General features: G+C 41.7%; 21 protein-coding genes. 14 read left to right on the top strand and 7 right to left on the bottom strand.

All coding sequences use genetic code 11. The annotated features are described in order from the left end of the window. The first annotated feature begins 138 nt into the window (after positions 1-138). From K1F36_RS02255 to K1F36_RS02240, 4 genes are read left to right on the top strand one after another with little or no spacing between them, the layout of a single operon-like run. Positions 139-660 carry a 5' nucleotidase, NT5C type gene (locus tag K1F36_RS02255; RefSeq protein WP_220112338.1) on the top strand — a complete coding sequence of 174 codons (522 nt, stop codon included), beginning with the start codon at positions 139-141 and terminating at the stop codon, positions 658-660. Positions 661-672: 12 nt separating this feature from the next. Further along, positions 673-1,395 (top strand): carboxylesterase family protein, encoded by a 723-nt coding sequence (locus K1F36_RS02250; protein ID WP_220112337.1) that lies wholly within the window; start codon positions 673-675, stop codon positions 1,393-1,395. Positions 1,396-1,400: 5 nt separating this feature from the next. Further along, positions 1,401-2,126, top strand: coding sequence for a M15 family metallopeptidase (locus K1F36_RS02245; RefSeq protein WP_220112336.1), 726 nt, complete (start codon positions 1,401-1,403; stop codon positions 2,124-2,126). A gap of 12 nt (positions 2,127-2,138) precedes the next feature. Beyond that, positions 2,139-3,065: an alpha/beta hydrolase gene (locus K1F36_RS02240; protein WP_220112335.1), complete on the top strand. Its 927-nt coding sequence runs from the start codon at positions 2,139-2,141 to the stop codon at positions 3,063-3,065. Here the strand turns inward: K1F36_RS02240 and K1F36_RS02235 are convergent. From K1F36_RS02235 to tsaD, 5 genes are all read right to left on the bottom strand, one after another. Beyond that, on the bottom strand, positions 3,062-4,180 hold the full coding sequence (locus K1F36_RS02235; protein WP_313790055.1) for a class I SAM-dependent methyltransferase: 1,119 nt from the start codon (positions 4,178-4,180) through the stop codon (positions 3,062-3,064). The two genes, K1F36_RS02240 and K1F36_RS02235, sit on opposite strands and share 4 nt — an antisense overlap. Before the next feature lie 73 nt (positions 4,181-4,253). Next, positions 4,254-5,354, bottom strand: coding sequence for an AI-2E family transporter (locus K1F36_RS02230; protein ID WP_220112333.1), 1,101 nt, complete (start codon positions 5,352-5,354; stop codon positions 4,254-4,256). 3 nt (positions 5,355-5,357) lie between these two features. Further along, the gene (locus K1F36_RS02225; RefSeq protein ID WP_220112332.1) at positions 5,358-6,008 is read right to left on the bottom strand and encodes a DUF4159 domain-containing protein; all 651 of its coding nucleotides are present in this window, start codon (positions 6,006-6,008) and stop codon (positions 5,358-5,360) included. Between the two features lie 63 nt (positions 6,009-6,071). Beyond that, positions 6,072-6,779 carry a 16S rRNA (uracil(1498)-N(3))-methyltransferase gene (locus K1F36_RS02220; RefSeq protein WP_220112331.1) on the bottom strand — a complete coding sequence of 236 codons (708 nt, stop codon included), beginning with the start codon at positions 6,777-6,779 and terminating at the stop codon, positions 6,072-6,074. Between the two features lie 17 nt (positions 6,780-6,796). Next, the gene (tsaD, locus tag K1F36_RS02215; RefSeq protein ID WP_220112330.1) at positions 6,797-7,825 is read right to left on the bottom strand and encodes a tRNA (adenosine(37)-N6)-threonylcarbamoyltransferase complex transferase subunit TsaD; all 1,029 of its coding nucleotides are present in this window, start codon (positions 7,823-7,825) and stop codon (positions 6,797-6,799) included. Positions 7,826-7,873: 48 nt separating this feature from the next. Here tsaD and K1F36_RS02210 point away from each other — a divergent pair, with 48 nt between their 5' ends. From K1F36_RS02210 to K1F36_RS02195, 4 genes are all read left to right on the top strand, one after another. Then, positions 7,874-12,349 (top strand): translocation/assembly module TamB domain-containing protein, encoded by a 4,476-nt coding sequence (locus K1F36_RS02210; RefSeq protein WP_470295093.1) that lies wholly within the window; start codon positions 7,874-7,876, stop codon positions 12,347-12,349. 144 nt (positions 12,350-12,493) lie between these two features. Next, positions 12,494-13,480: a 6-phosphofructokinase gene (gene pfkA / locus K1F36_RS02205; RefSeq protein ID WP_220112328.1), complete on the top strand. Its 987-nt coding sequence runs from the start codon at positions 12,494-12,496 to the stop codon at positions 13,478-13,480. A 23-nt stretch (positions 13,481-13,503) separates the two neighbouring features. After that, on the top strand, positions 13,504-14,505 hold the full coding sequence (gene gap / locus K1F36_RS02200) for a type I glyceraldehyde-3-phosphate dehydrogenase (RefSeq protein ID WP_108244267.1): 1,002 nt from the start codon (positions 13,504-13,506) through the stop codon (positions 14,503-14,505). Between the two features lie 79 nt (positions 14,506-14,584). After that, a complete protein-coding gene (locus tag K1F36_RS02195) occupies positions 14,585-15,436 on the top strand; it encodes an N-acetylglucosamine kinase (RefSeq protein ID WP_220112327.1) in 852 nt (283 codons plus the stop codon). Here the strand turns inward: K1F36_RS02195 and K1F36_RS02190 are convergent. Both K1F36_RS02190 and K1F36_RS02185 read right to left on the bottom strand, forming a co-directional pair. After that, the gene (locus K1F36_RS02190) at positions 15,429-15,809 is read right to left on the bottom strand and encodes a RidA family protein (RefSeq protein WP_220112326.1); all 381 of its coding nucleotides are present in this window, start codon (positions 15,807-15,809) and stop codon (positions 15,429-15,431) included. The two genes, K1F36_RS02195 and K1F36_RS02190, sit on opposite strands and share 8 nt — an antisense overlap. Before the next feature lie 46 nt (positions 15,810-15,855). Further along, positions 15,856-18,549 (bottom strand): putative LPS assembly protein LptD, encoded by a 2,694-nt coding sequence (locus tag K1F36_RS02185; RefSeq protein ID WP_220112325.1) that lies wholly within the window; start codon positions 18,547-18,549, stop codon positions 15,856-15,858. Positions 18,550-18,677: 128 nt separating this feature from the next. On the opposite strand from K1F36_RS02185, the gene K1F36_RS02180 reads away from it, so the two are divergent. The 6 genes from K1F36_RS02180 to K1F36_RS02155 all read left to right on the top strand — a co-directional run bounded on the left by K1F36_RS02180 (position 18,678) and on the right by K1F36_RS02155 (position 26,618). Beyond that, positions 18,678-19,898, top strand: a complete 1,221-nt coding sequence (locus tag K1F36_RS02180) for an N-acetylmuramoyl-L-alanine amidase family protein (RefSeq protein ID WP_220112324.1) — start codon at positions 18,678-18,680, stop codon at positions 19,896-19,898. Between the two features lie 65 nt (positions 19,899-19,963). Beyond that, positions 19,964-20,950: an MlaD family protein gene (locus K1F36_RS02175; RefSeq protein ID WP_220112323.1), complete on the top strand. Its 987-nt coding sequence runs from the start codon at positions 19,964-19,966 to the stop codon at positions 20,948-20,950. Then, entirely contained in the window at positions 20,951-22,276 is a 1,326-nt protein-coding gene (locus tag K1F36_RS02170) for a 4Fe-4S dicluster domain-containing protein (protein WP_220112322.1), read from the top strand. A gap of 10 nt (positions 22,277-22,286) precedes the next feature. After that, positions 22,287-23,078 carry a (Fe-S)-binding protein gene (locus tag K1F36_RS02165; protein ID WP_220112321.1) on the top strand — a complete coding sequence of 264 codons (792 nt, stop codon included), beginning with the start codon at positions 22,287-22,289 and terminating at the stop codon, positions 23,076-23,078. A 52-nt stretch (positions 23,079-23,130) separates the two neighbouring features. Beyond that, entirely contained in the window at positions 23,131-23,613 is a 483-nt protein-coding gene (locus K1F36_RS02160; protein WP_220112320.1) for an ABC transporter ATPase, read from the top strand. A 92-nt stretch (positions 23,614-23,705) separates the two neighbouring features. Then, positions 23,706-26,618 (top strand): glycoside hydrolase family 3 N-terminal domain-containing protein, encoded by a 2,913-nt coding sequence (locus K1F36_RS02155; protein ID WP_220112319.1) that lies wholly within the window; start codon positions 23,706-23,708, stop codon positions 26,616-26,618. Positions 26,619-26,626: the final 8 nt, after the last annotated feature.

Raw genomic sequence — 26,626 nt, 5'->3', positions numbered from 1 at the left:
CGTTAAGTAATTCTTAAATACGTATTTCGTCGATGTAGCGTACCCTTATGACTAAAATGTAAATCTTGTATTTTGAATTGTTGAAAACTTTGATTTTTCCTTCAGTTTTTGCGTACTTCACAACTTAAATATATTTCTATGGTCATTTTTGTCGATATGGACGAAGTTATTGCAGATGCTTACACCGCACATCTGGAAATCTACAATCAAGAGTTTAACGCCCAAGTAAAAATACAGGACTGTTTGGGTAAGGAATTTTGGCAAACCGTTCCCGAAATACATCAAGAATCCATAAAAGGCCATACAAGACGCGATGGATTTTTTGGCGGTTTAAAGGTGATGCCCGATAGTCAAGAAGTACTCGAGGATTTGAGCAAAAAACATGAGGTGTACATTGCCTCCGCAGCTATGGAGTTTCCACAATCTTTACGGGAAAAGTCAGATTGGCTGGATGCACATTTTCCATTTATTCCATGGCAAAACCGGATACTTTGCGGTAACAAACATATTTTAAAGGGTGATGTGCTGATTGATGACCGAAGCAAAAACTTAAGACCATTTGATGGTAGGTCCATTATGTTTACTTCGCCACATAACACCAATGTAACCGAATTTGAGAGGGCAGATACTTGGAAGGATATAGCGAAGAAACTTTTGTAACTTGCAACTACAATGCAAAATAAACTATCCCGGGTTTTTATTTTTTTCGGTCTATTGATGCTTCAGGCCTGTGCCGGACAATCCCATTTGGTTCAAGATGAGCTGGAAACCGTTACCAAAGAACATTTAAAATACTACCTCTACTATCCTGAGGATTATTTTGAATCCACGAACAAGGAATTTGGCTTATTGCTTTTTCTTCATGGTGGCGGAGAGTCAGGTAGGGATGTGGAAGAAATCAAAGATACAGGCCCGCCCAAAATGTTGGTTGAGGGCAAACAATTTCCATTTTTAATACTTGCCCCACAAAATCCACACGAAAAAAAATGGTGGAATACCGATGCGGTCGTCCAATTGTTGGACTCCGTTATCCAAACTAATCGGGTGGATAAGAACAGGATCTATTTAACCGGATTGAGCAGAGGAGGAAGTGCCTCTTGGGAATTGGCGACCCAATACCCCGAAAAGTTTGCCGCCATGGCCGTGGTCTGTGGCATGACTCCCTTGCCCTATGCCCATTGGATAGATAAAGAAATGTCCATATGGGTTTTCCATGGAGATAAAGACGATGTAATCAATGTTGATGAGTCTGATAATATGGTCGATAAGTTGCAGGAAATGGGATACGATGTTCGCTATACGAGATATAATGGAGTTGGCCATAATGCATGGGATAGGGCGTATACAACAGACTCACTATATACTTGGTTGGCCAGTAAAAAACGAATTAAATAAACCCTATGAAATATTCAGTTGTTTTACTCTCACTTCTTCTTACAATAAGTTGTAATCAAAGGAAAAATACTGATCAAAACGATACTGCTGATGTTGAAACCAAAATGGTTTTGGATTCTGCTTCAAAAGATTCGATGGATAAGGTTGCCAAACCTGCCTTAAAATCCTTCGAGGGTTTGGCCGACACTACTTTCGTAAGGCTTGCCGACTTTAGCGAGGATTTTGTGTATGATATGCGCTACGCCACCGAGAACAATTTTTTAAAAGCTCAAGTGTATGATTGTGCCGAGTGTTACACTCGCGTAAAAACAGCAAAAGCATTGATAGAAGCCAATAAGGATTTTATGGAAAAGGGCGTCAAAATCAAATTTTATGATTGTTATCGTCCTAATTCCGTCCAATATAAAATGTGGGAAATTGTTCCTAACCCCCAATATGTTGCCAATCCTGATAAGGGCTCTATTCACAACAAAGGTGGAGCCGTGGACATTACTTTAGTGGACATGGAAGGCAATGAACTGGATATGGGGACTGACTTTGATTACTTTGGAAAAAGGGCCTATCACGACAATGTGGATTTGCCACAAAAGATATTGGACAACCGAAAATTACTAAAAGAAACCATGGAAGCACATGGTTTCTGGTCCATAAGAACCGAGTGGTGGCATTACAATCTTTCCGCTGCCTCCAATGACCCGGTGGCCAATTTTAAATGGGAATGTAACGATTGATTTATCAGCCTTATGAAAACACTTAAAAAATCGACCATATTTTTGGCCCTAATTTCAGTTGGAATGTCGGCACAAGATACCATTATGCCACTTTGGCCAAAATCCATACCTAATCAACATCAATCTAATGAAGAAGAGGTAATAAGTAAATCTGATGATGGTATTCTTTGGGTGACAAACGTTCAAAAACCGACATTGGAAGTGTACCTTCCTTCAAAAAGAAACATGACCGGACAGGCAGTTGTTATTTTCCCGGGAGGTGGATATTATGGTCTTGCGTATGATTGGGAGGGAACCGATATAGCCAAGGCTTTGACGGCCAATGGAATAGCTGGAATTGTGGTAAAATATCGATTGCCAAGATCAAAATCCATTACCGAAGGTAAAAATGTAGTGCCCCTGCAAGATGCACAACGCGCCATTAGATTGGTCAGGTCCAAGTCAGAGAAATGGAACATTGCGTCCAATAAAATAGGGATTATGGGGTTTTCAGCAGGCGGACATTTGGCTTCAACATTGGGGACACACTATAGTGAAAGTGTATATGAAAAACAGGATGAAGCTGATGATCTATCTGCCCGTCCAGATTTTATGGCATTGATTTACCCCGTTATTACGTTGGGGGCGCCAAGTACCCATACAGGTTCCAGAACGTCATTATTAGGAGAAAAACCAACGAATGATGAAGTGGATTATTTATCCAACGAAAAACATGTGAACAAGGATACGCCACCAACTTTTTTGTTACATGCTATGGATGATGATGCGGTTCCGGTGGAAAATTCCATCATGTTTTTTGATGCTTTGAGGGAGCATAATGTTCCGACCACCATGCATGTGTACCCAACAGGTGGTCACGGATTTTCGCTGGCTTTGAAGGATAAAAAATTGAAAGGTTGGATAGACCTCTTTTTTGATTGGATGGCCAATCTGGACTAGTCCTGTATTTTTTCGCAATCCAATACTAGCAATGAATTATTGATGGATTTGGTGAAGAAAAGGTACCTATTTCCACCATCCTTTATTTTATGTTTCTTGCGGAGCTCGGCCACTGATATGGGGAAATTGCGTGTAGTAATATTTGCCTTGGTCAACCCCATTGATTTAACTGATTTTTTTGAATAGGGCAATGCTTGTATAACTTTAAATCTTCTTCCAGGAAAGTCAATGATATTATCCGAAGTATACAAATGGGAATGAGGATGTAATTTGGCAAGGTTGTAGCTCTTTCCAACGGATTTGAACCCTCCTGACTTTAAAATAGCGGCATTGGGCTCATACAAGTAGGATGATGGTTCTCCAAAATCAACTTGGGAACCTTGCTCTTGTTCCAGTTCAAAATCGAAGGCCTCTTCCCGTACCTGAGTAATGTTTGTGGTTCTTATTTTGATACTTCCATGGTACTCCTTTTCCAAAACAAACAAAAGTTCCTTTACTTCATTTTGAACGGCAACTACATCTACTTCCTTCACAAAATTCAACGCTTCAACACCCAATTTTATATCCAAAAGAGGTGAAGTTTTTACCAATATATTCTGGGCTTTTTGAAAAAGTAAGGGGAGATTTTTGGGTAGGTTGGGCAGACAATCTTCCAACAAAAATACTTTTCCTTTTGCATCATTTCTTCGAGAAGGATCTACATATATCCAATCAAAATTATAGGAGGAATTTTTTAAGTATTCAATACCGTCCTCAGGAAGACATTCAATATTTTTTTGCCCTAAAACTTTAAAATTATGGCATGCAATTTCACTCAAATCCTTATTGATTTCGCAGTGAAAAATGGTGGTGATTCTTTTGGAAAAAAAGTAGCTGTCAACACCAAACCCTCCGGTAACATCCAAGAGTGATTTTCCATCTGTTAACTTGGCTTTATATGCTGCTGTAATCTCTGAGCTGGTTTGCTCAATATTTAACTTATTGGGGTAATAAATGTGTGGTGCGTGGAACCAAGTTGGGAGTTTTTCCTTACACTTATTTTTCGCTTCTATCTGTTCCGCCAACTCTTTTTGGAGAATTCCCTCAAAAGCAGGTTTTGTCAATAAAACTGACATGATGTCAGCTGAAATATTTTTTAATATAAAACCTTGCGGACCAGTATTTAAAATTAATTTATTCAAACTAAAACTATAAATTCTTGGTTAGTTTTTTAACAAAGGAGTTTTCGGCTAAGAACTCCTTCAAAATTACCTTTATCGCCGTGTATCCGGGAACTGCGACAACCATTCCCACCACGCCAAAAAGAAGTCCGGCGATGATAATGATCAAGAAGATTTCCAACGGATGCGATTTAACACTTGTGGAAAAAATAAAGGGTTGGGAAAAGAAATTATCTATCAATTGTCCCACCGTTAAACCTATTAAAACAAACACTGCTTTTGGGAGAATTACGGTGCTGAAATCGGCATCGATAAAAGTGGTCATTGTTAAAAGAACCATAGTTACACCACCTATGATCGGACCTATGTATGGAATGATATTGAAAAGGGCACAGAGGAATGCGATCACGATGGCGTTTTCAACTCCTACAATCAAGAGTGATATAGTGTAAATTACAAAGAGAATAAACAATTGTAGTAGTATACCGGCAAAATATCTTGAAAGTAAATTATTGATCTTTTCAACGGATTTAACCAGATTACTTTCCTTGTTATCGGGAACAAAAGTAAGGATACCGTTTTGCATCAATTTACTGTCCTTTAAAAAAAAGAAGGAGATGAAGAGTACTGAAAATAGACCAATGCTAAAATTGCTCAAAACATTGACAATCGAATTGATGAAGTTGGGAATAAACTTTAGATCCAGTCCCTTGAGCACGTTTTCTTCGATTTTAGATTCGTCCAGCATATTGTTCACGCTCCGTGTGGATGCTCCAAAATAATCCAATGCCTGAAGGTAGAGCACATTAAGGTCGCTCTTGAGCGTTTCCATATCCAATAGGGAAAGGTTTTTGCTCTGTTCGGCAACAAGCGGGATAAATAGCGCAAGTATTCCCAAGAAAAGGGACAACATGAATATCATGGTGACCACTACTGCCAATGTGTTCGGAAATCTTAGCCTATCCCTCAAAAATCTAACAATGGGGCGCCCCAGCAACGCTATTACGGCGGCTATGGCCAAATAGGCCAGTACGGACTGTATTTTATAAAAGAACCAGCAAATGAGTACTGCACCTACCATTATGGCTACTGCCCTCAATATTCCGTTGGCTATTGTTTTGGAGTTCATTGATCAACCTTTAAAAACATACTCAATTATATTTGACCCCATTTGAAGAGCCTTTGTCCTAACTTCTTCAGGGTCGTTATGTACGGTAGGATCTTCCCAGCCATCACCAAGATCGGATTCGTAGGTATACAGCAAAACAAGCCGTCCCTTTTCAAAGATGCCGAACGCCTGAGGACGCTTGCCGTCGTGTTCATGGATTTTGGGCAACCCATCCGGAAAAGTGAATTTTTGGGAAAAAATAGGATGGTCCACCCCAAGCTCTTCCAACTGTCTGTCCGGGAACAGCTTTTCCAGTTCCCTTTTTAAATAGGGTTCCATACCGTAGTTGTCATCAATATGCAGAAACCCGCCGGATAAAAGATAGGTCCGTAAATTTTGGACTTCTCCATCATTAAAAAATACATTTCCATGTCCGGTCATGTGCAAAAATGGATATTTGAATATAGAAACGCTCCCGGCCTCAACAGTTTCGGGTTGCACATCTATTTTGGTATCTATGTTAGTATTGCAGAACTGTATCAAATTAGGTAGTGCGGTGGGGTTTGAATACCAATCACCGCCACCTCCGTATTTGAGTATGGCTATTTGTTGGGCGGTTGTTGGATTTGTTATAAATAAAAGTAGCAAACCCATTAATAACATATTCTTTTTCATGAGAAACGGTTAACCGACCCTAAAAATAGGATAATCATTTGTAAAAAAATGAAGTGCCGGTGTTTAGTTGTTGATAATGGCAACTGTTGTGCAAGCCACAATGGCAGCAGTCTCGGTACGAAGCCTATTTTGACCTAAGGAAATGGGGATATACCCCTTTTCTTTGGCCAGGTCGATTTCATCCTTGGAGAAGTCACCTTCTGGACCAATAAGTATGGTGACATCGTTATCTGCGATAACTCTTCGTTTTAATTCCATCTTTTCCCCGTTCTGGCAATGTGCTATGAACTTGAAGCCCACAGAAATATTCGTTTCAATGAACTCTTTATAGGAAATGGGCGGGTTGATCTTGGGTAAAATGGTTTGCAAAGATTGTTTCATGGCCGATTGCAGCACTCTTTCCATCCGCTCCAGTTTGATGGTCTTTCTTTCGGAATGGTCACAAATAATAGGGGTAATCTCATCCACGCCAATTTCCGTGGCCTTTTCCAAAAACCATTCATAACGATCGTTCATTTTGGTAGGTGCCACTGCCATGTGCAGTTTATACCTTTTGGGAATGGTCCTACTTTCCGAAATAATGCGCACTTTGCATCTTTTTTGATCCGCCTCCAAAATCTCTGCTTCGAACAGGTAGCCTTTGCCATTTGTAATTTGGACGGTATCCCCTTCGGATTTTCTGAGCACCTTTACGATGTGTTTGCTTTCGTCAGGAGGAAAAACAAATTGCTTGGCACTATTGTCCAATTTGGCGTTGTAAAAAAGTTGCATAGCTAAGGTTTAAATAGTTAGCTGCCGATGGCATATCGTGCCTTGGCAGCAATATTTTGATGGGAAAACTCCCCTTTGTTGAATTTGAGATAGCCTACAATACCGATCATGGCGGCATTGTCCGTGCAATACTCAAATTTAGGAATAAAGGTTTGCCAGCCCAACTTTTCCTCGGCATCTCTTAATCTACCGCGGATTCCCGAATTGGCGGCCACTCCGCCACCAATGGCGATTTGGGTTATATGGGTCTGCTCAACAGCGATTTGAAGCTTTTCCATTAGAATTTCTAAAATAGTATATTGTACCGAAGCGCAGATATCGTTTATGTTTTGATCAACAAAATCAGGGTTCTTTTGGGTCTCGCGTTGCAAAAAGTAAAGAATACTGGTTTTTAATCCGCTAAAACTGAAATTCAGTCCATCAACCTTTGGTTTGGGAAAGGCAAATGCAGTTGGGTCTCCAAGTTTGGCATACTTGTCGATGAGCGGGCCTCCAGGATAGGGCAGTCCCATTAATTTGGCGCTTTTATCGAAAGCTTCCCCGACAGCATCGTCCAAGGTCTCGCCCAAAACTTCCATGGTAAAGTGGTCGGTAACCTTCACAATTTGTGTATGGCCACCACTAATGGTCATGGCCAAAAAAGGAAATGTGGGGGAGCGTTGGGCGTCATCCTCGATAAAATGAGCCAGGATATGGGCTTCCATATGGTTGACCTCGATCAAGGGAATGTTCAGTCCCAGGGCCAACGACTTGGCAAATGAAGTTCCGACCAACAATGACCCCATAAGTCCGGGACCTCTGGTAAAGGCTATGGCAGATAGTTGTTTTTTATCGATATTTGCCTTGGCCAAGGCTTGGTGCACTACGGGAACAATATTTTGTTGATGTGCCCTGGATGCCAATTCTGGGACAACACCCCCATATTGCTTGTGAATTTCTTGTGTGGCTACAACATTGCTCAGTACTTTTGTATTGCAAAGAACGGCCGCCGAAGTATCATCGCAGGATGATTCGATTGCTAGAATATATTTTTTTGAATTTTCCACAGGTTTTGGAACAAAAATTGGTCATCAAAGGTAAAACATAAAAGCCCTATCAAAAAACTTCGTAAAATACTGTTACGTATCCTAATGGCCATCATCCTTATTCTGGTTTTGGGGTCATTGGTGCTTTCCATGCCATCGGTCCAGACCAGCCTGGGAAAATATGCAACGGATAGGTTGAACCAGGAGTTTGGGACCAATATCCAAATTGATCGGGTAAGTATATCACTCTTTAATTTAAATGCGGGCTTAAAGGGCGTTTATGTGGAAGACTACAAACAGGACACTCTTTTTTATATACGCAAACTCACTACCTCGGTTCTAAACCTTCGGAACATGGCTAATAACAAAATGGAGTTTGGCGATATGGAATTGGACGGTCTCACCTTCAATTTAAAGACTTACAAAGACGAATCTCAGACTAATTTGGATGTTTTTGTGGATAAGTTGGATGATGGAAAACCTCGTGACCCAGGCACTCCTCCATTTTTCTTGTCGTCGGGAGAGGTAGAGATCCATAATGGAAAGTTCAGGTTGGTAGATGAAAACTTGGAAGCTGCCGAAGTGTTGAACTTTTCCGAAATAGATATTCTGGCACATGATTTTCAAATCCTTGGGCCGGATGTTTCTTTAAAAATTGAAAACTTGTCCACGTTGGCCAAAAGGGGAATTCGGTTAGAGAAACTTGCTGCGGATTTTCAATATACCACGGAATACATGCGTTTTGATTCTCTCTTGATAGATACCGAACAGTCCGAGCTCAAAGGGAACCTCATGTTTAAGTACGAACGTGAGGATTTGGCACACTTTGTGGACTTGGTGGAAATAGAGGCGAATTTTACAGAATCCACTGTTGCCCTTAACGAAGTGAATGCTTTTTTTGATGAGTTTGGGCAAGATAAGATTGTGAACTTCACTGGGGATTTTAGCGGTAAACTTAATCAGCTCCAAGTAGATGATCTGTTTCTTTTTACGGACAATACGGGTATACGGGGAGATTTTAGGTTCGACAACATGTTCAGCGAGCAGGCTCCTTTCGTACTGCGGGGCGATATAGATAACCTGACCTCCAGCTATTACCAGCTACGGAGCATTTTGCCTAAAATCTTGGGGGACAACATTCCAGCTTCGGTCCAAAAACTAGGGCAATTTACCGTACGTGGCGATACGGAGATTACAGAAACTTCAATAGACGTTACCGTGAACCTGAATACTGCAGTAGGGGATAGTTATGTTGATTTGCAAATGACAAATGTGCAGACTATTGAAGATGCTTCTTACATTGGTTTTATATCCTTGATCGATTTTAATCTCGGAGAATTTATAGACAATGACCAATTGGGGCTGGCGTCGATGGATATGAATGTGGAAGGAAAGGGCTTTGTTGCAGAGAGTTTGAACACGGAGATTTCCGGTGATGTTTACAAATTTGAATTCAATGGCTACGAATACAATAAAATAAAAGTATCAGGTATCCTAAGGAATCAACTGTTCGATGGGGTCCTTCTCTGTAACGACGAAAACTTCAGATTCGATTTTCAAGGGTTGGCCAACTTTGGTGAGCGTGAGAACAAATTCAATTTTGTTGCAGCCGTCGATTACGCGGATTTAAAAGCCTTGAAATTCATCAACGATAGCATTTCAATTTTCAAGGGGCACGTTAACATGGATATCGAAGGCAACAATCTGGACGATATGGCCGGACAATTGCGATTTTCCAACACCACATATCAAAATAAAAATGACACCTATTATTTTGAGGATTTTAGCGTGGTATCCTCTTTTGATAGCGATACTATCCGTACCATAGAGATCAACTCTCCGGATATTATTACAGGATACATGAGGGGCAGCTTTAAAATAAATGAGCTGGGCCAATTGGTTCAGAACTCAGTGGGTAGCATTTATACTAACTATCAACCGTTCAAGATTTCTGATGGACAATACCTCGATTTCAATTTTAAGATTTACAATAAAATCGTTGATGTGTTCGTACCAGAAATTGCTTTTGATGCAAACACGTTTATCCGAGGGGCCATTCGGGCCGACCAAAGCGATTTTAAGCTCACCTTTAGATCTCCCAGTATTGAAGCGTTCGGGAACAAGTTCGATAATATTGAATTAAAGATCGATAATAAAAACCCGTTGTTCAATACCTTCGTATCCGTTGAGGACATGTCCACGGTGTATTACGATATCAAGGATTTTAGTTTGATCAATACCACCTTGAAGGATACGCTCTTCTTTAGAACGGAGTTCAAAGGAGGGAGCGAGTTCAATGACAGTTATAACCTCAATTTTTACCATACGTTCAACGAGAACAATCGTTCGGTGATCGGTCTAAAAAAATCGGATGTGAGTTTCAAGGGCAATACGTGGGTACTTAACAAAAATGGAAACGACAAGAACAAGGTCATCTTCAATAGTTCCTTGGACAGCATCCGGATAGAGGATGTGGTGATGGACAACAATAACGAGGAACAGATCCGGTTAAGGGGCGAGTTGGCCGATTCAACGTATAAAGATTTGGATCTTCAGTTCAAATTGGTATCCCTCAACAAGATCACTCCGACTATAGATAGTTTAAAGCTCAATGGAGAAGTGGAGGGGTTTCTCAACATTTTGCAGAAAGATGGCAACTATTTGCCCACATCCAGCCTAAATATCAAAAACTTTACCGTCAACGACATGCGAATGGGTGATTTGGAGGTCGGAATCTATGGGAACAACGATCTTACCGAATTTGGTGTCAGTACTTGGCTCAATGATGATGGAAAGGAACGTATGAGCTTAAACGGTAGGGTAACCAATATCAATAACAAACAGGAACTTGACCTAACGGCCAATTTTAAGGATTTTGCAATGGAACCCTTTAAGCCATTGGGACAAGATATTATCTCGAATATTCGGGGCTTTATAAGCGGGGATGCAGTGATTACAGGAGATGTCAAAAATCCATCGATCAACGGTTTGTTGACCTTGAACGATGCAGGAATCGGAATCCCATACCTTAACGTAGACTATGATTTTGCTCCGCGCTCTCAGGTACGGCTCTTTGATCAAACCTTTTATTTTGAAAATGTGCTATTGTCGGATGTGGAAGAGGGAACCACAGCAACCCTGGACGGGACCATTAGCCATACAGGTTTTGATGATTGGTATCTTGGATTGGATATTGATACCAAAAACGATCGTTTTATGATATTGAATACCGAGTACGACGAGGAATCACTGTACTACGGACAAGGATTTATCAATGGAACTGGGAGTATTTATGGTCCCGTTGACGCCTTGACCATATCGGTTGATGCTAGCACAGCAAGGGGAACCTCATTAAAGATTCCATTGAGCGATGTAACCAGCGTAGGTGATTATTCCTTTATCAACTTTATAGAGCGGGGAGGTGAAGGTGCCTTGGAAGAAGAACGGATTCTGGAAGAATACCAAGGACTGGAAATGGCATTTGACCTTGCTGTAACCCCTGAGGCTGAAGTGGAGATAGTGGTCGATCAGACCACCGGGAGTTCTCTGAAGGGAACCGGTGAAGGTATTTTGCTGATAGAGATCAACACCAATGGAAAGTTCAATATGTATGGGGATTTCGTAGTGGTCACAGGGGAGTATAACTTTAAATATGGAGGTGTCATCGATAAAAAGTTTCAAGTACGTCCAGGTGGTACCATTTTATGGGAGCAAGATCCATTGGCAGCCCAATTGGGTCTGGAAGCCGTATATTCCCTGAATGCCAACCCCGCCCCACTTTTGGACAACGCAGGATACACGGGTAGAATCCCTACCGAGGTCGTGGTGCGATTGGATGGTGAACTTGAAAGTCCCAATATTACGTTCGATATCGACTTTCCGGGCACCACATCCGTTGTGCAATCGGAACTGGAGTATCGATTGCAAGACCCTACAATTAAGGAAAGGAATGCCTTTTTCTTGCTGGCGCAGGGCACTTTTGTGAACCCACAATCGGGAGGGATCAATCAACAGGCCGTAACCGGCAACCTGATTCAGACTGCTTCCGGACTTTTCAATCAAATCCTATCGGGCAATAATGATAAACTAAATTTTGGTGTATCCTACGAACAGGGCTATAACGATCCCAATGCAGATATTGCCACAGAGGACAGGATAGGGGTAACGGTATCCACCCAATTATCCGACCGAATCTTGGTGAACGGAAGAGTAGGGGTGCCGGTAGGAGGAGTTTCGGAGACCGTGGTCGCAGGAGATGTGGAAGTGCAAGTACTGTTGAACGATGAAGGTACATTGAGCGCCAAGATATTTAACCGGGAAAATCAAATACAACAATTCTTGGCCGAACGGCAGGGCTATACCCAAGGACTGGGATTGTCCTACCAGGTGGATTTTGATAGTTTTAGAGAGTTGATGAGGAAGGTGTTCAATAAGCGGGAAGAGCCGTCAAAAGCGGAGGATTCGTTACCTAAAGAACGGCAGGTTCAGGTCATGGGGAAGGATAGCCTGATTCGTTTTTCGGAAAAGCCTATAAATCGGCCATAATCAATCTGATATATTTTATATTTTTAAATGTTTTTGTACTAATTTATTACGAAAACGTTTGAGAGAGGCCTTAAAAACAAATAAATTATTAAGACATTTAAAATTTGAATAAAGTTTCCTAGTTTTGATTTCTTAAAAATTTGAATGGCTTCAGAAATCAAAAAAATAGGAGTTTTTACGTCTGGCGGAGACTCTCCTGGAATGAATGCCGCAATTCGTTCCGTAGTCCGTACTTGTGCATATTTGAATATTGAGTGTGTTGGAATCTATCGTGGATATCAGGGGATGATCGAAGGAGATTTTAAAACCTTGGATGCACGTAGTGTAAACAATATTATCAACAAGGGAGGGACTATATTAAAATCTGCCCGGTGCGAAGAATTTAGAACCAAGGAAGGAAGGAAGAAAGCATACGACCAATTAACCAAGGAGGGTATCAATGCCTTTGTTGTAATTGGAGGAAATGGAAGCTTTACAGGAGCACTTTTGTTTACAGAAGAATATAATTTTCCGGTAATAGGAATTCCCGGTACCATTGACAACGATATCCTGGGGTCATCGTTTACCATTGGTTTTGATACCGCTATAAACACAGTGGTGGATGCCATTGATAAGATACGTGATACAGCTAGCTCCCATAACAGGCTCTTTTTTGTTGAGGTAATGGGCCGCGATGTTGGTCATATTGCACTCAATGCGGGTGTTGGGGCCGGAGCGGAAGAGATATTGATTCCGGAGCAGAATCTTGGTTTGGAGCGTTTGTTGGATTCATTGAAACGAAGTAAGGCTTCTGGAAAATCGTCCAGTATTGTCATTGTTGCAGAAGGTGATAAAATCGGTAAAAACGTATTTGAGCTCAAGGAATATGTAGAGGAACACCTGCCCATCTACGATGTTAGGGTTTCCGTACTCGGGCACATGCAAAGAGGAGGCAACCCAACTTGTTTTGATCGCGTGCTGGCCAGTAGAATGGGAGTAAAGGCGGTAGAAAGTATATTGGAGGGGAAGACCAATCTTATGGTCGGTATCCGGGATACCAAATTGGTGCTTACCCCATTGGCGGAAGCCATTAAGGCCCATACAGAAATAGACGAAGAACTCATTAGAGTTTCCGATATAATGACAACTTAAATTTAAACACAAAAAAAGTAAACATGTCAAATTTGAAAATAGGAATCAACGGATTCGGTAGAATAGGAAGGTTGGTATTTAGAGCAACCGTAAAAAGAGGTGATGTGGATGTTGTTGCGATCAACGATTTGTTGGATGTTGAGCATCTGGCCTACTTGTTAAAGTACGACTCCGTTCACGGAAACTTTGACGGTACCGTGGAAGTTAAGGATGGAAATCTAGTAGTAAATGGGAACACTATTAGGATTACTGCAGAGCGCGACCCAAAGAACTTGAAATGGGACGCTGTTGGTGCTGAAATCGTTGCAGAATGTACAGGTATCTTTACCACATTGGATATGGCCCAATCACATATTGATGGTGGTGCCAAGAAAGTAGTTATCTCTGCTCCATCCAAAGATGCTCCTATGTTCGTAATGGGCGTTAACCACAAAGATGTAAAAGCAACGGATACCATTATCTCGAATGCTTCTTGTACTACCAACTGTTTGGCGCCAATTGCCAAAGTACTTAACGATGAGTTCGGTATAGCAGAGGCCTTGATGACAACGGTACACGCTACCACAGCTACCCAATTGACGGTTGATGGTCCATCCAAAAAGGATTATAGAGGAGGGAGAAGTGCCCTTTTGAACATTATTCCAGCAGCAACAGGGGCGGCCAAAGCCGTAACCAAAGTTATTCCTTCATTGGAAGGTAAATTGACAGGTATGGCCTTTAGGGTACCTACTGCTGACGTTTCTGTAGTGGATTTGACCGTTAAATTGGAAAAAGAAACTTCTTACGAAGGTATCAAAGCTGCAATGAAGGCTGCTTCTGAAGGTGAATTGGCCGGCGTTTTGGGCTACACTGAGGAGTTGGTGGTTTCTCAAGACTTTGTGGGCGATGTTAGAACATCCATATTTGATGCAGATGCAGGAATCGAATTGAATTCCAAATTCTTCAAGGTAGTATCTTGGTACGATAACGAAACAGGGTACTCCAATAAACTGGTAGAATTGGCACTGCACGCAGCTAGCCTGTAAATATTTATCTCAGAATAATTTTTTCCTGAAGAGGGATTTTTCCCCCTCTTCAGGATTTTAATATAAAAAATCTCGACGTATGATTTTGATCGTGGATAGTGGCGCCACTAAATCCGATTGGATTGCCCTTGATGAAAAAGGGGAACAGCTTTTTGTTACCCAGACACTTGGACTTAGTCCGGAAGTGCTTACCAAAGAAGTGATAGAGGATAGGTTGGCCAACAATTTTGAACTGTCCAAGAACAAAGAAAAAGTACGTCAGCTTTATTTCTACGGTGCCGGTTGCGGAACCGATAGAATGAAGAATTTTTTAAAGACCATATTTAAGGATTTCTTTCCCAATGCCAAGGCAGAAGTACGGGAAGATACCTATGCGGCCATCTACGCCACTACAAAAATTGGAAGACAGGGCATTGTATGTATTTTGGGTACAGGGTCCAATTGTAGTTATTATGATGGTCACCAATTGATACAAAAGGTAACATCTTTGGGATATATCCTAATGGACGATGGTAGTGGTAATTTCTTTGGACGTAAACTGATCAGGGACTATTATTTCCACAAAATGCCACAGGATTTGGGAATGAAGTTTGCCAAAGAATACGATCTCGATGCAGATGTAATCAAAGAGCACCTATATAAACAGCCCAACCCCAATACCTATTTGGCCACTTTTGCCAGGTTCATTATAGAGAACAAGGAGCATCCCTACTGCAAGGGAGTCATTGAAAAAGGTCTACAGCAGTTCGTTAACAACTATATTATGCAATATGAACTGGCTACAAAGGTTCCCGTAAGCTTCGTGGGCAGTATTGCACATTTCTTGCAAGACGAATTAAAAGCTTGTATAGAGCGAAACGACCTGATTCTTGGTGTTATAAGAAGAAGACCTATAGAAGGCTTGGTGGAGTTCCACAGGGATACTATTTAACCGCGATCATCGATATTTCCACATTTACGAACTTCGGAAGGTTTGCAACCTCTACTGTTTCTCTGGCGGGGGCAGTATCAGCATCAAAATAAGTTCCATAAACCTCATTTATTTGAGCGAACTGGTTCATGTCCTTTATAAAAATAGAGGACTTGATGACGTGCTCAAAAGTCATTCCCGCTTCTTCCAGAATGGCCTTTAGGTTTTCCATGGACTGTTTTGTTTCCTTCTTGATGTCGCCTTCGACCAATTTTCCCGTAGCTGGGTCTATGGGAATCTGTCCAGAAATGTAAAGAGTGTCTTTTACAAGTACTGCTTGATTGTATGGCCCGATTGGAGCTGGTGCTTTTGAGGTGTTGATTATTTTTTTCATGAGAATAGTTTTTATTTAATCTAGGATAAAGATAAAATAGAATCTACTAACGCTGGCTTCTATTTTCCCATTTAATATCGCTCAAAATGGAACTCTTTATCCCAATAAAGAAGTACCAGCGCTCGTACCTTCCAAAGGGAGTCCAGTCAAAACTGAGCCTAAAACTACCAAGGTCGCGTTTAAATGCAAAGCGGGTATCGGCAAAGCCTTTGTTCTTTAAATCATAACCGGAGTTGAACCCTACTTCCCATTTGGGCGTTAGCTGAATGTTGCCCGAAAACATCAGGGAGTGGTTGGTTATCTCACTTTGTCTGTTACTATTGTTGTAAGAGGCAACGTAGGTGAACCTTGCATCCCATGGCAATTTGTTGTTGTACAATTGTTGCTCTTCGCCCTTATTACTGTCCTTCTCATTAGTCTTTCCTCTGTTAAAACGCGACTGTTCCCCTCGAACATCATCCATGGCAAAAGGGTTGTCACTAAAGTTGGACTGTTTCTCCTCGTCGGTCTTTTCTTTAGCTCCTCCTTTTTGGAACATTTCGCTGTTCAAGGAAAAACTGGTGTTGACTCGGGCCGAGGTTAAACGGGCGATGCCGCCTCCATTGTTGATGTTAAGGGTATTTATCCGCCTACCGCTGTTGTCGATGGCGTAGGGGTCAAAAGTTGCTGCAAAGTTGATGGGCACATTTTTTATGATTTCCGTTGCACCGCTCATATTTATTGGACTGAGCTTTAATGAATCTGCTTCAAGGTTATAACTGGCATTGAAACTCAGGTTGCTAAGGATTTTGACCTTTTTCGGTTCCGTAGCCGTGGAATCTTTGTCCCTTACCTTGGCCTCTAAGGAGTTTTGAAGGGAAAAACTCAAGGAACTCCCTTTGTTCAATGAAGGCCTCCCATATAAACTAGTTTCGTAGGGGGTGTATTCCACTTCATCTCCATCTTCATCAATATAACTATCGTAGAATTGCTCAAAGGATGGGGTGTAGCTATAGCTTATGGAGGGACGCATTACGTGGCGCAAAGCCTGTATTTTTTTATCTTCTCCGCGGTTCCATGTACCATAGACCGTTGTTCCGATACTTGTTCCGAAACTGTACCTGTTGAACCTATCGAATCCGGAAATGGTGTCTGTCACTACCTCTTCTATTTCGGCATCATAACGGCGCCTTATAGTTTCCATGGTCCATACGTCCTCGTAGTTACCGTTCAAGCTTACACTAAGGTACTTTGCCAGCTTAAAGTTGGTAGCAACAGGGATCCTATGGCGGGCCCCGATACGGGCATCATCGAACATTCCACTTTTAAAAAAGTTTTCCTCCGTAGTGGTGATGCTGTTCTGTGCATTCACATCATACTGAAAATTGATGTTCTCAAAAACGCCCTTTTTCACCGCATCCCGTTTCACAAAAGGGTAGATACGTTCCATACTGGCCTGAAAGGTCGGCAATGACATGTTTATCGTCCTTTCTTCCGAACGGTTGTTTTGTGTGTGGCTCAACGTAAGGCTGGTATTTACGGACGGGTATTCTGGAAATGTTTTGGAGTAACTTATGGAGGATGCAAAGGTGTTCGTTTGTGAATTGTTCCGGTTAAATTGGTTCAGGGAGTTCGAATAATATTGACTGGAACCTAAGTTAACGGAAGCCGAAAATCGGGAATTTGGACTGGCCTTTGGGTCTTGAGAGTGGGAAATCCGAATATTATAATTGCTCGTTCGACTGTAATCATCAAATCCTCTTTGGCTGGTGACCAGGTTCTCGTAGCTTATATTTACGTTTCCATTGAACTTATATCTTTTGGAGTAAATGGACCTACCCTGTAACCCATAACTGCCATTGGTATAATAATCACCCGTAATACTAAGGTCGACGTAGTCGCTAATGGGCAGGTAATACCCGCCATTTTGTATAAAATACCCTCTTCTTGGGTCGTTACCGAAGGTAGGGAAAAGGATACCGGCCACCCTTCCAGTGGTTAAAGGGAAATAGGCAAAGGGAAGCGCTATGGGCGTGGGCACATCCATAATGTACATGTTACTGTACCCTGCGATAATTTTCTTTTTGGGGACAAACTTTGCCTTTCGCACCCTAATGTAATAGTCCGGGTTAACAGTGTCATTGGAGGTGGTCAATTTACCCTCGTTCAAAAAATAGACGGAATCGTTCTCTTTTTTGGTCTTTTCTGCATATACTTTCATTGCATCACTTCCCAATTGTCCAAGACCTGCTTCTTGTTCCGTCCTCGAATTCCAGATCAATGCTTTTTGCGTATCAAAATTGAACCGTATCGAATCGGGCCGTACCTCTTGGCTTCCCTGCTTAAAAAAAGGCAATTGGGAGTAATTCCCCAACGAATCCTTCATACGGCCGGCATATACCTCATTTTTGACATAATCCATTACAATTACACCAGCTTTGAGTTCGGTGTCCTGGTAATAGATTTCCGCTTCGTCGTACAGGTAAATTTTATTGTCCTTTTGACTTAACTTTACATAATCCTTAGCCTTATATTTTATTTTATCTAATAGCAAAGGTTGCTTTTTTGGCACGGTATCTGTTTCAACAGAATCAGTTTTGCTGGAACCGCTAAGGATGTTCGGAGGAAGCAAAGGAGCATAAATCGTGTCCTTGATGGCCTTGATGGGCAAGGGTTTAATTGGATCTTCCTGAGCACTTAAGGTAGCGATGCCACAAAGAAGAACAAATAGGAAAAGTAAAAGATGTTTATTTGGTTGCAACGTGATAAATCCTATTTTTGTGCTAGTTGGCCCAGTTCAGGGATCAAACTTACATATATTTTTTGTTCTACTAATTGGGGATTACAATATTTTTAACCATTACTGGACACTATAATTACTCAAATCTTATGAATAAAAGTCGGTTGGCATTTTTAGTTGTTATACTTCTGGCCCTTCCTTTGACCTCATTCAACAAAAATGATACCGAGGTTCAATCGAAGGATAAATTTGTTGTTGTTTTGGATGCAGGGCATGGTGGACATGACCCCGGAAACATTGGAAATGGTTATTTGGAGAAAAAAATTGCCCTGGCCATTGTACTCAATGTAGGAAAACAGCTGGAAAAGCATCAAGATATTAAGGTGGTCTACACACGTGATGATGACACATTTGTGGATCTGTTCGAGCGAGGGGAGATTGCCAACAAGGCCAATGCGGATTTATTTGTATCCGTACATTGCAATGCCCATAGTTCTGATGCTTATGGTACCGAGACCTATGTATTGGGGTTGCATGCCAACCGTCAAAACTTTGAGGTGGCCAAGAAAGAGAACTCTGTAATCTATTTGGAGGATAATTATGAACAACGGTATGCCGAGTACGACATTAATTCCCCTGAATCGGTAATTGGTCTTACCATTATGCAGGAAGAGTTTTTGGACCAGAGCATACAATTGGGCAAAAAACTTCAGGACAATTTTACAAAACAGTTAAAGCGTAAGGATCGAAAAGTCAAGCAAGCGGGATTCATTGTACTGCACCAGACCTTTATGCCAAGTGTCTTGGTCGAGGCCGGATTTTTGACCAATAAGAGTGAAGGAAGCTATCTTAATTCAAAAAGCGGTCAGGAAGAAATGGGAAATGCCATTGCTAAAGCGGTTTTGGCATATAAAGAAGAAATGGGCCTTACTACTTCAATTTCCGTTCCTGAGGCACAAAAGATTGAAGACGTTGAAGTTGTTGACAATGTCAAAGAAGAAACGCCTAAAGAAATAATCAAAGAAACAACAGTTGAAAAGGAACTGGTAAAACAAGAAATCAATACTGCCGCTTCATCCGAATCGGAAAAAGAAATTGTTGTTGAATCCAAGGATACAGATGTAGTTTTTAAAGTACAGCTAATGGCAAGTGGAAAAACGATACCTTTAAGACCGGATAATTTTAACGGGCTGGATCAATTGTCCAAAGAGCCATATAAGAACATGTTTAGATATATGTATGGTAATGCCAGCAATTATGAGGCGGCTAAGCGGTTGAAAAATGATGCGGATGCAAAGGGTTATACCACATCCTATATAGTTGCATACAAAAATGGGGTAAGGGTTCCGATAACGGACGCGTTGAAGTAGCAATGCTTCAAATGCCCTCTTGTGAAAATTATTCCTAATTTTGTTTAAAACATAAACCGAATCTTTTGAAACTATCCAGGGAAATAAAAACTGGGATCATTGTAGTCGCTGGAATAGTGGCCTTGATCTTTGGACTTAGCTACTTAAAATCCTCCGCTCTTTTTGAAAAAAGTAAAACTTTTTACGCCGTTTATGATGATGTAGGAGGTTTGCAACCAGGAACAAAGGTGACGATCAACGGTTTTGATGTCGGTAATGTTACCGATATCAGGTTCAGGGATGGGTCCGGGAAATTATTGGTGACCTTGACCGTTACCAACGAATTTGAGTTCTCCAGTAATAGTATCGCAGAATTGTTTGATACGGGTATTATTGGTGGTAAGGGAGTGCAAATTGTACCAGTATTGGATAATGCGCCACCGGCAAAATCGGGAGATACGCTACAATCCAAAATAAAACCAGGGCTTACCGAATTAGTACAGCAGAAATTGACGCCCTTGCAGATGAAGGTGGAGGGAGCGGTCTCCAATGCAGATTCATTGTTGATGAACGTAAACCAAATATTGGACGACCCGACCAAAAAGCAGCTGCAGGAAACCATCACTTCATTGAACCAGTTGGTAAAATCTTTTAAGACAAGTGCCGATAATTTGAACGTTCTGTTGGATAACAACAAAATGCAATTGGACAGCTCTCTAAAAAATGTAAGTCATATTACCTCCAATTTTTCAAAACTTTCCGATTCGCTTGTAAATTCTGATTTGGGAGGAACATTGACCGAGTTCAAAACTACCGTCAACAAGTTGAACGCCATCTTGGCCAAAATAGAAAGAGGCGAAGGGTCTCTGGGCAAACTGCACCAAGACGATGCCCTTTACGACAATCTGGCCGAGGCATCCAAGGAGTTGGACCTTTTGCTACAGGATTTTAGGCTTAACCCCAAACGCTACGTAAATGTTTCGGTGTTTGGCAAAAAGCAAAAAGAATATACCCTGCCGGAGGACGATCCGGCCGAGCAGCTTGATTCCATACAACAAAAAGAAAATCAATAAATGGAGTATTTGCCCAATATCATATTTGCCGTGGCCCTTATTTTGGGTATTGGTTTTTTTGCCCGGAACGTAAAAAAGTTGTCCCGTAACATCAAACTAGGTAAAGATGTTGATGTAAGCGACAACAAATCAAAACGTTGGAAGAACATGGCAAGAATAGCCTTGGGCCAAACAAAAATGGTGGTACGTCCAATAGCGGGCATTATGCATGTGATCGTTTATGTGGGCTTTATCATCATCAATATCGAAGTACTGGAAATTATCCTCGATGGGCTTTTTGGAACCCACAGGTTATTTTCTCCCCTAGGTTCTATTTATGACTTTTTGATAGGCTCTTTTGAGGTATTGGCGCTTCTGGTCATTGTGGCCGTGGTGGTTTTTTGGATACGAAGGAACATCATCAGGATACAGCGTTTTATAAAACCTGAGATGAAAGGGTGGCCCAAAACAGATGGAAATATGATTCTGTACATTGAGTTTGTACTGATGATTTTGTTTCTCACCATGAACGCAGCCGATTTTCAGTTGCAGCAACTGGGTGCCGAGCATTATCACGAAGCAGGAGCATTTCCAGTAAGTCAATTTATTGTTCCAATTTTGGATGGGCTTTCCGAATCTTCCTTGATCTTGGTTGAAAGAACAGCATGGTGGTTACATATTTTAGGCATTTTGGCCTTTTTGAACTACCTGTATTACTCCAAACATTTACATATCCTTTTGGCATTTCCTAACACTTATTATGGTAAAGTGAAGCCACAAGGGCAGTTCAATAATCTGGAATCGGTCACCAAGGAGGTCAAATTGATGATGGACCCTGATGCAGACCCTTATGCTGCTCCGGCCGAACAAGATACCGGCGAGCCGGAAAAATTTGGGGCATCCGATGTCATGGACCTAAACTGGGTGCAATTGCTCAATGCGTATACCTGTACCGAGTGTGGGCGATGTACATCAGAATGTCCGGCCAATCAAACAGGTAAAAAACTATCACCCCGAAAAATAATGATGGATACCCGTGACCGGTTGGAGGAGGTGGGTAAAATCATGGATGCCAATAAAGGAGAGTTTGTTTCCGATGGCAAACAATTATTGAACGATTATATTACCCCGGAGGAACTATGGGCATGTACAACGTGTAATGCGTGCGTGCAGGCTTGTCCCGTGAGCATAGATCCATTGTCCATTATCGTGGAAATGCGTAGGTATTTGGTGATGGAACAGTCTGCGGCGCCTACCGAGTTGAACAATATGATGTCCAATATCGAAAACAACGGGGCCCCTTGGCCGTACAACCAAATGGACCGTCTAAACTGGGTAAACGAATAAATCTAAAACTATGAGCGAACAATTGAAGGTCAAGACCATGCAGGAGTTTATGGCAGAAGGAAAACAGCCAGAGATATTGTTCTGGGTCGGTTCTGCCGGTAGTTTTGATGATCGTGCCAAGAAGATATCAAGAGCTTTTGTAAAGTTGCTGAACAAGGCCAATGTTGATTTTGCGGTCTTGGGAACAGAAGAAAGTTCAACGGGCGATGTGGCCAAACGGGCAGGGAACGAGTTTTTGTTTCAGATGCAGGCCATGATGAATATCGAGTTGTTGAATGGCTATGAAATTAAGCGAATTGTAACCTGTGACCCACATTCTTTCAATACGTTAAAAAACGAGTATCCAAGTTTGGGAGGGAACTATGATGTACTGCACCATACACAATACCTTAAAGAACTTATCGACAACGGTCGTTTGACCATTACCGGTGACGGATACAAAGGAAAACGTATCACGTTTCATGACCCATGTTATTTGGGCAGGGCCAATTCCGTTTTTGATGCTCCAAGGGAACTTCTTGCCAAAACCAATGCAGAATTGGTAGAAATGAAGCGCCATAAAAAAGCGGCACTGTGCTGTGGGGCTGGTGGTGCACAAATGTTCAAAGAGCCCGAAAAGGGAGATATGGACGTCAACGTGCTGCGTACAAAAGGCGCTTTGGAGACCAATCCTAATATTATAGCCACAGGATGCCCATATTGCAATACCATGATGACAGATGGTATCAAGGCATACGAAAAAGAGGATAGTGTTACAGTCTTGGATGTGGCCGAAGTGTTGGCGAATTCCCAGGGATTGTAAAAGAAGTTTATAATTCAAGTCGAGCATTGTCGAGACCTTATTGAAAAAATATATGCTAGCAGATTTTAAAGAATTGCCGGACCACTCCAGAGTTTGGATTTACCAAGCCAACAGGAGCTTTACGGAGGAAGAACAGAAAGAACTGGAGGAAAGCCTGACCGCTTTTTTAAAGGAATGGACGGCCCATGGAAGTGACCTGCATGCAGGTTTTGAGATAAAATACAAACGGTTTATCGTCATTGGATTGGACCAGACCAATGTCAGTGCTTCGGGATGTTCCATTGACGCCTCTGTGCACTTTATCCAAAGTTTGGAGCAAAAATATAATGTGGAACTACTGGATAGAATGAACGTTTCTTTTAAACAAGGGGAGTTTATAACCTATAAGCCATTGATTGATTTTAAGAAACTGGCCAAGGCCAAATCAGTTTCCCCAAGTACCATCGTATTCAACAACTTGGTCGCTACCAAACAGGAATACTTGGAAAACTGGGAGGTTCCCGCTAGCGAAAGTTGGCACTCCAGATTTGTATAGCAAAACCCTTAATTTATCTTAATTTCCATACTTTCCTCGACGAAATGCAATATTTTTATTGGCATTAAGTTGTGGTTCAAGACAAGATATTTATGCGGAAAATACTCCAATTCCCCTTTTTCCTACTCGTATGCATTCAAACCTTTGGACAGTCAAATCCCTTGATTGTCAAAGACTCGGTGGCTCAAATGGCATGGGTCGAAAATCAATACGCGAACATGTCCCTACAGGAAAAAGTAGGACAGTTGTTCATGGTAAGCGTTGCATCGAACCAAAGCAAAGCTGCGACCGATAAGGTCAAGAACATTGTTGAGGAACAAGGTATAGGAGGCGTCATCTTTTTGGTTGGCGGACCGGAACAACAAGCTAAATTGACCAACGAATACCAATCCGTTTCCAAAGTACCGTTGCTCATCGGTTCCGATGCAGAGTGGGGACTGGCCATGCGTTTGGACTCTACTTATGCATTTCCGTGGAACATGACCTTGGGAGCCATTCGGGATAGTACCATCGTAGAAAAGATAGGTTATCAAATTGGAAAACATGCCAAGCGTTTGGGCGTCCACATTAATTTTGCGCCGGACTTGGATGTGAACAACAACCCGCAGAACCCTATTATCGGAAATCGCTCGTTTGGGGAAGATCCTAAAAATGTGGCCCAAAAAGGACGTGCTTTTGTTCGTGGAATGGAAAAGGCTGGCGTGCTTTCAAGTGGCAAGCACTTTCCAGGCCATGGAGATACCGCCACGGATTCCCATAAATCCTTACCTATCATCACCTCTTCCGTGGAACGGTTGGATTCCATAGAACTTTATCCCTTCAAAAAAACAATGGAGGCCGGACTAAGCTCTACCATGGTCGCACATTTGGATGTTCCCAGCTTGGAGAGCAGGGAGGGCCACCCATCCACGCTTTCCAAGAGTATTGTTACCGGAGTATTGAAAAACCAATTGGGTTTTGAAGGTTTGGTTATCACCGATGCTTTGAATATGAAGGCGGTATCCGAATTTGCTCCAGAGGGCAAAGTGGAACTGGAAGCTTTTTTGGCAGGTAACGATTTGCTATTGATGCCCGAGAATGTCCTTAAGGCAAAAGAAACTTTCATCCAGGCATATGGTGAGGGATTGATTACGGAGGAACGGTTGGCAGAATCCGTCAAAAAGATATTAATGGCCAAATACAAAGCTGGTCTGTACAATTATCAACCCGTAAAGTTGGAGAATTTGTATGAAGATTTGAATGGAGTTGAGAACGATGTAATCTATGAACAGGCCATTGAAGCGGCCATAACGGTAGCGAAAAACAATTTTTCCTTGATGCCCATCAAAAAATTGGACAACAAGAAAATTGCATACGTACATTTTGGCGATGATTCCGGGAGCACTTTCCATGAATCACTTAACAAATACTATAAGGTAACCCACATCAAAGCCAAGGATATTGCACAATATAAAAAAGAGCTCGCCAATTACAACTTGGTCATTATCGGTTTTCATAAAGACAATTCAAGTCCTTGGAAAGGATATAAATTTTCCAAGAACGAACTTTTTTGGATGGAGGAAATCTCCCGCTTGCGAACCAGTAATACTATCTTGGCCCTTTTTGCAAGACCCTATGCTTTGTTGGACGTTCTCAACTTTGATACCATGGATGGCGTAGTGGTAGGGTATCAGAACAGTAAGATAGCTCAAGAAAAGGTGGCAGAAGTGATATTTGGTGCTATAGGAGCTACGGGAAAACTTCCAGTCTCGGCCCATGATGAGTTCCCCGTAGGAACAGGAGTTGCTGTGGAACCCATTCAACGTTTGGGCTACAGTATTCCGGAAAGGGTCGGTATGAGTTCGGAATTATTGGCCGAGGTGGACACATTGGTACAGCAGGGATTGGATTCCTTAATGTTTCCGGGTGCGCAGGTATTGATTGCCAGAAAAGGAAAGGTTATTTACAACAAGAATTTTGGTCACCCTACGTATGATTCTGAAGAAAAAATATCTGAAGAATCCATTTACGACCTAGCTTCACTGACAAAGATACTTTCTACTTTGCCAATGATCATGAAAATGGAAGAGGAAGGAAAAATAGCTTTGAACGATACTTTTAAAGACCTAATTCCAGCGTATGCAGATACCGAGCTCAAAGATGTTTCAGTGCTCAAGGCTCTGTCGCATTATGGGCGCCTACCTTCCTGGATTGCTTTTTATTTGGATACGTTGGACAAGGACAGGAAACCATCATCAGAGTTTTATAGCCCTAATCCATCCGAAGCATTTCCTTATAAAGTAGCTGAGCATTTATACCTCACAAGGTCATACAAAGATTCCATTTACAACAGAATTGGTCGGCAAAGCCTAAAATCGAATCGGTACAGGTATAGCGATGTAGGTTACTACGTTTTTAAGGAATATATCGAAAAAACATATAGTAGGCCCATAGATGAACTGGTCAATGAATTTCTGTATATCCCCATGGGACTGCAGCGAACAACGTTTAATCCGCTCAAAAAATTTTCCAAAGAAGAGATAGTTCCATCGGAAGAGGACGACTATTACAGGTATCAAACCGTGCAGGGTTATGTACATGATATGGGTGCGGCCATGCAGGGCGGAGTAGGTGGCCATGCAGGTCTTTTTAGTACAGCCAATGAGGTAGCCAAGATTATGCAGATGTATTTACAGGGAGGTTATTATGGTGGGGAACAGTTTTTTAATGCACGAACGGTAAAGCGTTTCAATACCTGCTATTTCTGTAATAAGAACGTACGGAGAGGTGTCGGTTTTGATAAGCCACAGTTGAATGAAAGTGGGCCAACTTGTGGATGTGTCTCCCAAAAGAGTTTTGGACACAGTGGGTTTACTGGAACCTATACATGGGCAGACCCTGATGAGAAAATTGTTTATGTGTTTTTGTCCAATAGGACCTATCCCTCGGCAACAAACACCTTGCTCATAAAATCCGGGCTGAGGACCCGTATACAACAGGCCATTTATGATTCCATTATTAATTAGGTATAAAA

This window comes from Flagellimonas abyssi, assembly GCF_019457905.1.
Lineage (GTDB): Bacteria > Bacteroidota > Bacteroidia > Flavobacteriales > Flavobacteriaceae > Flagellimonas > Flagellimonas abyssi.
The sequence above is the reverse complement of the archived record's forward strand: the minus strand, read 5'-3'. Positions and strand labels throughout refer to the sequence as shown.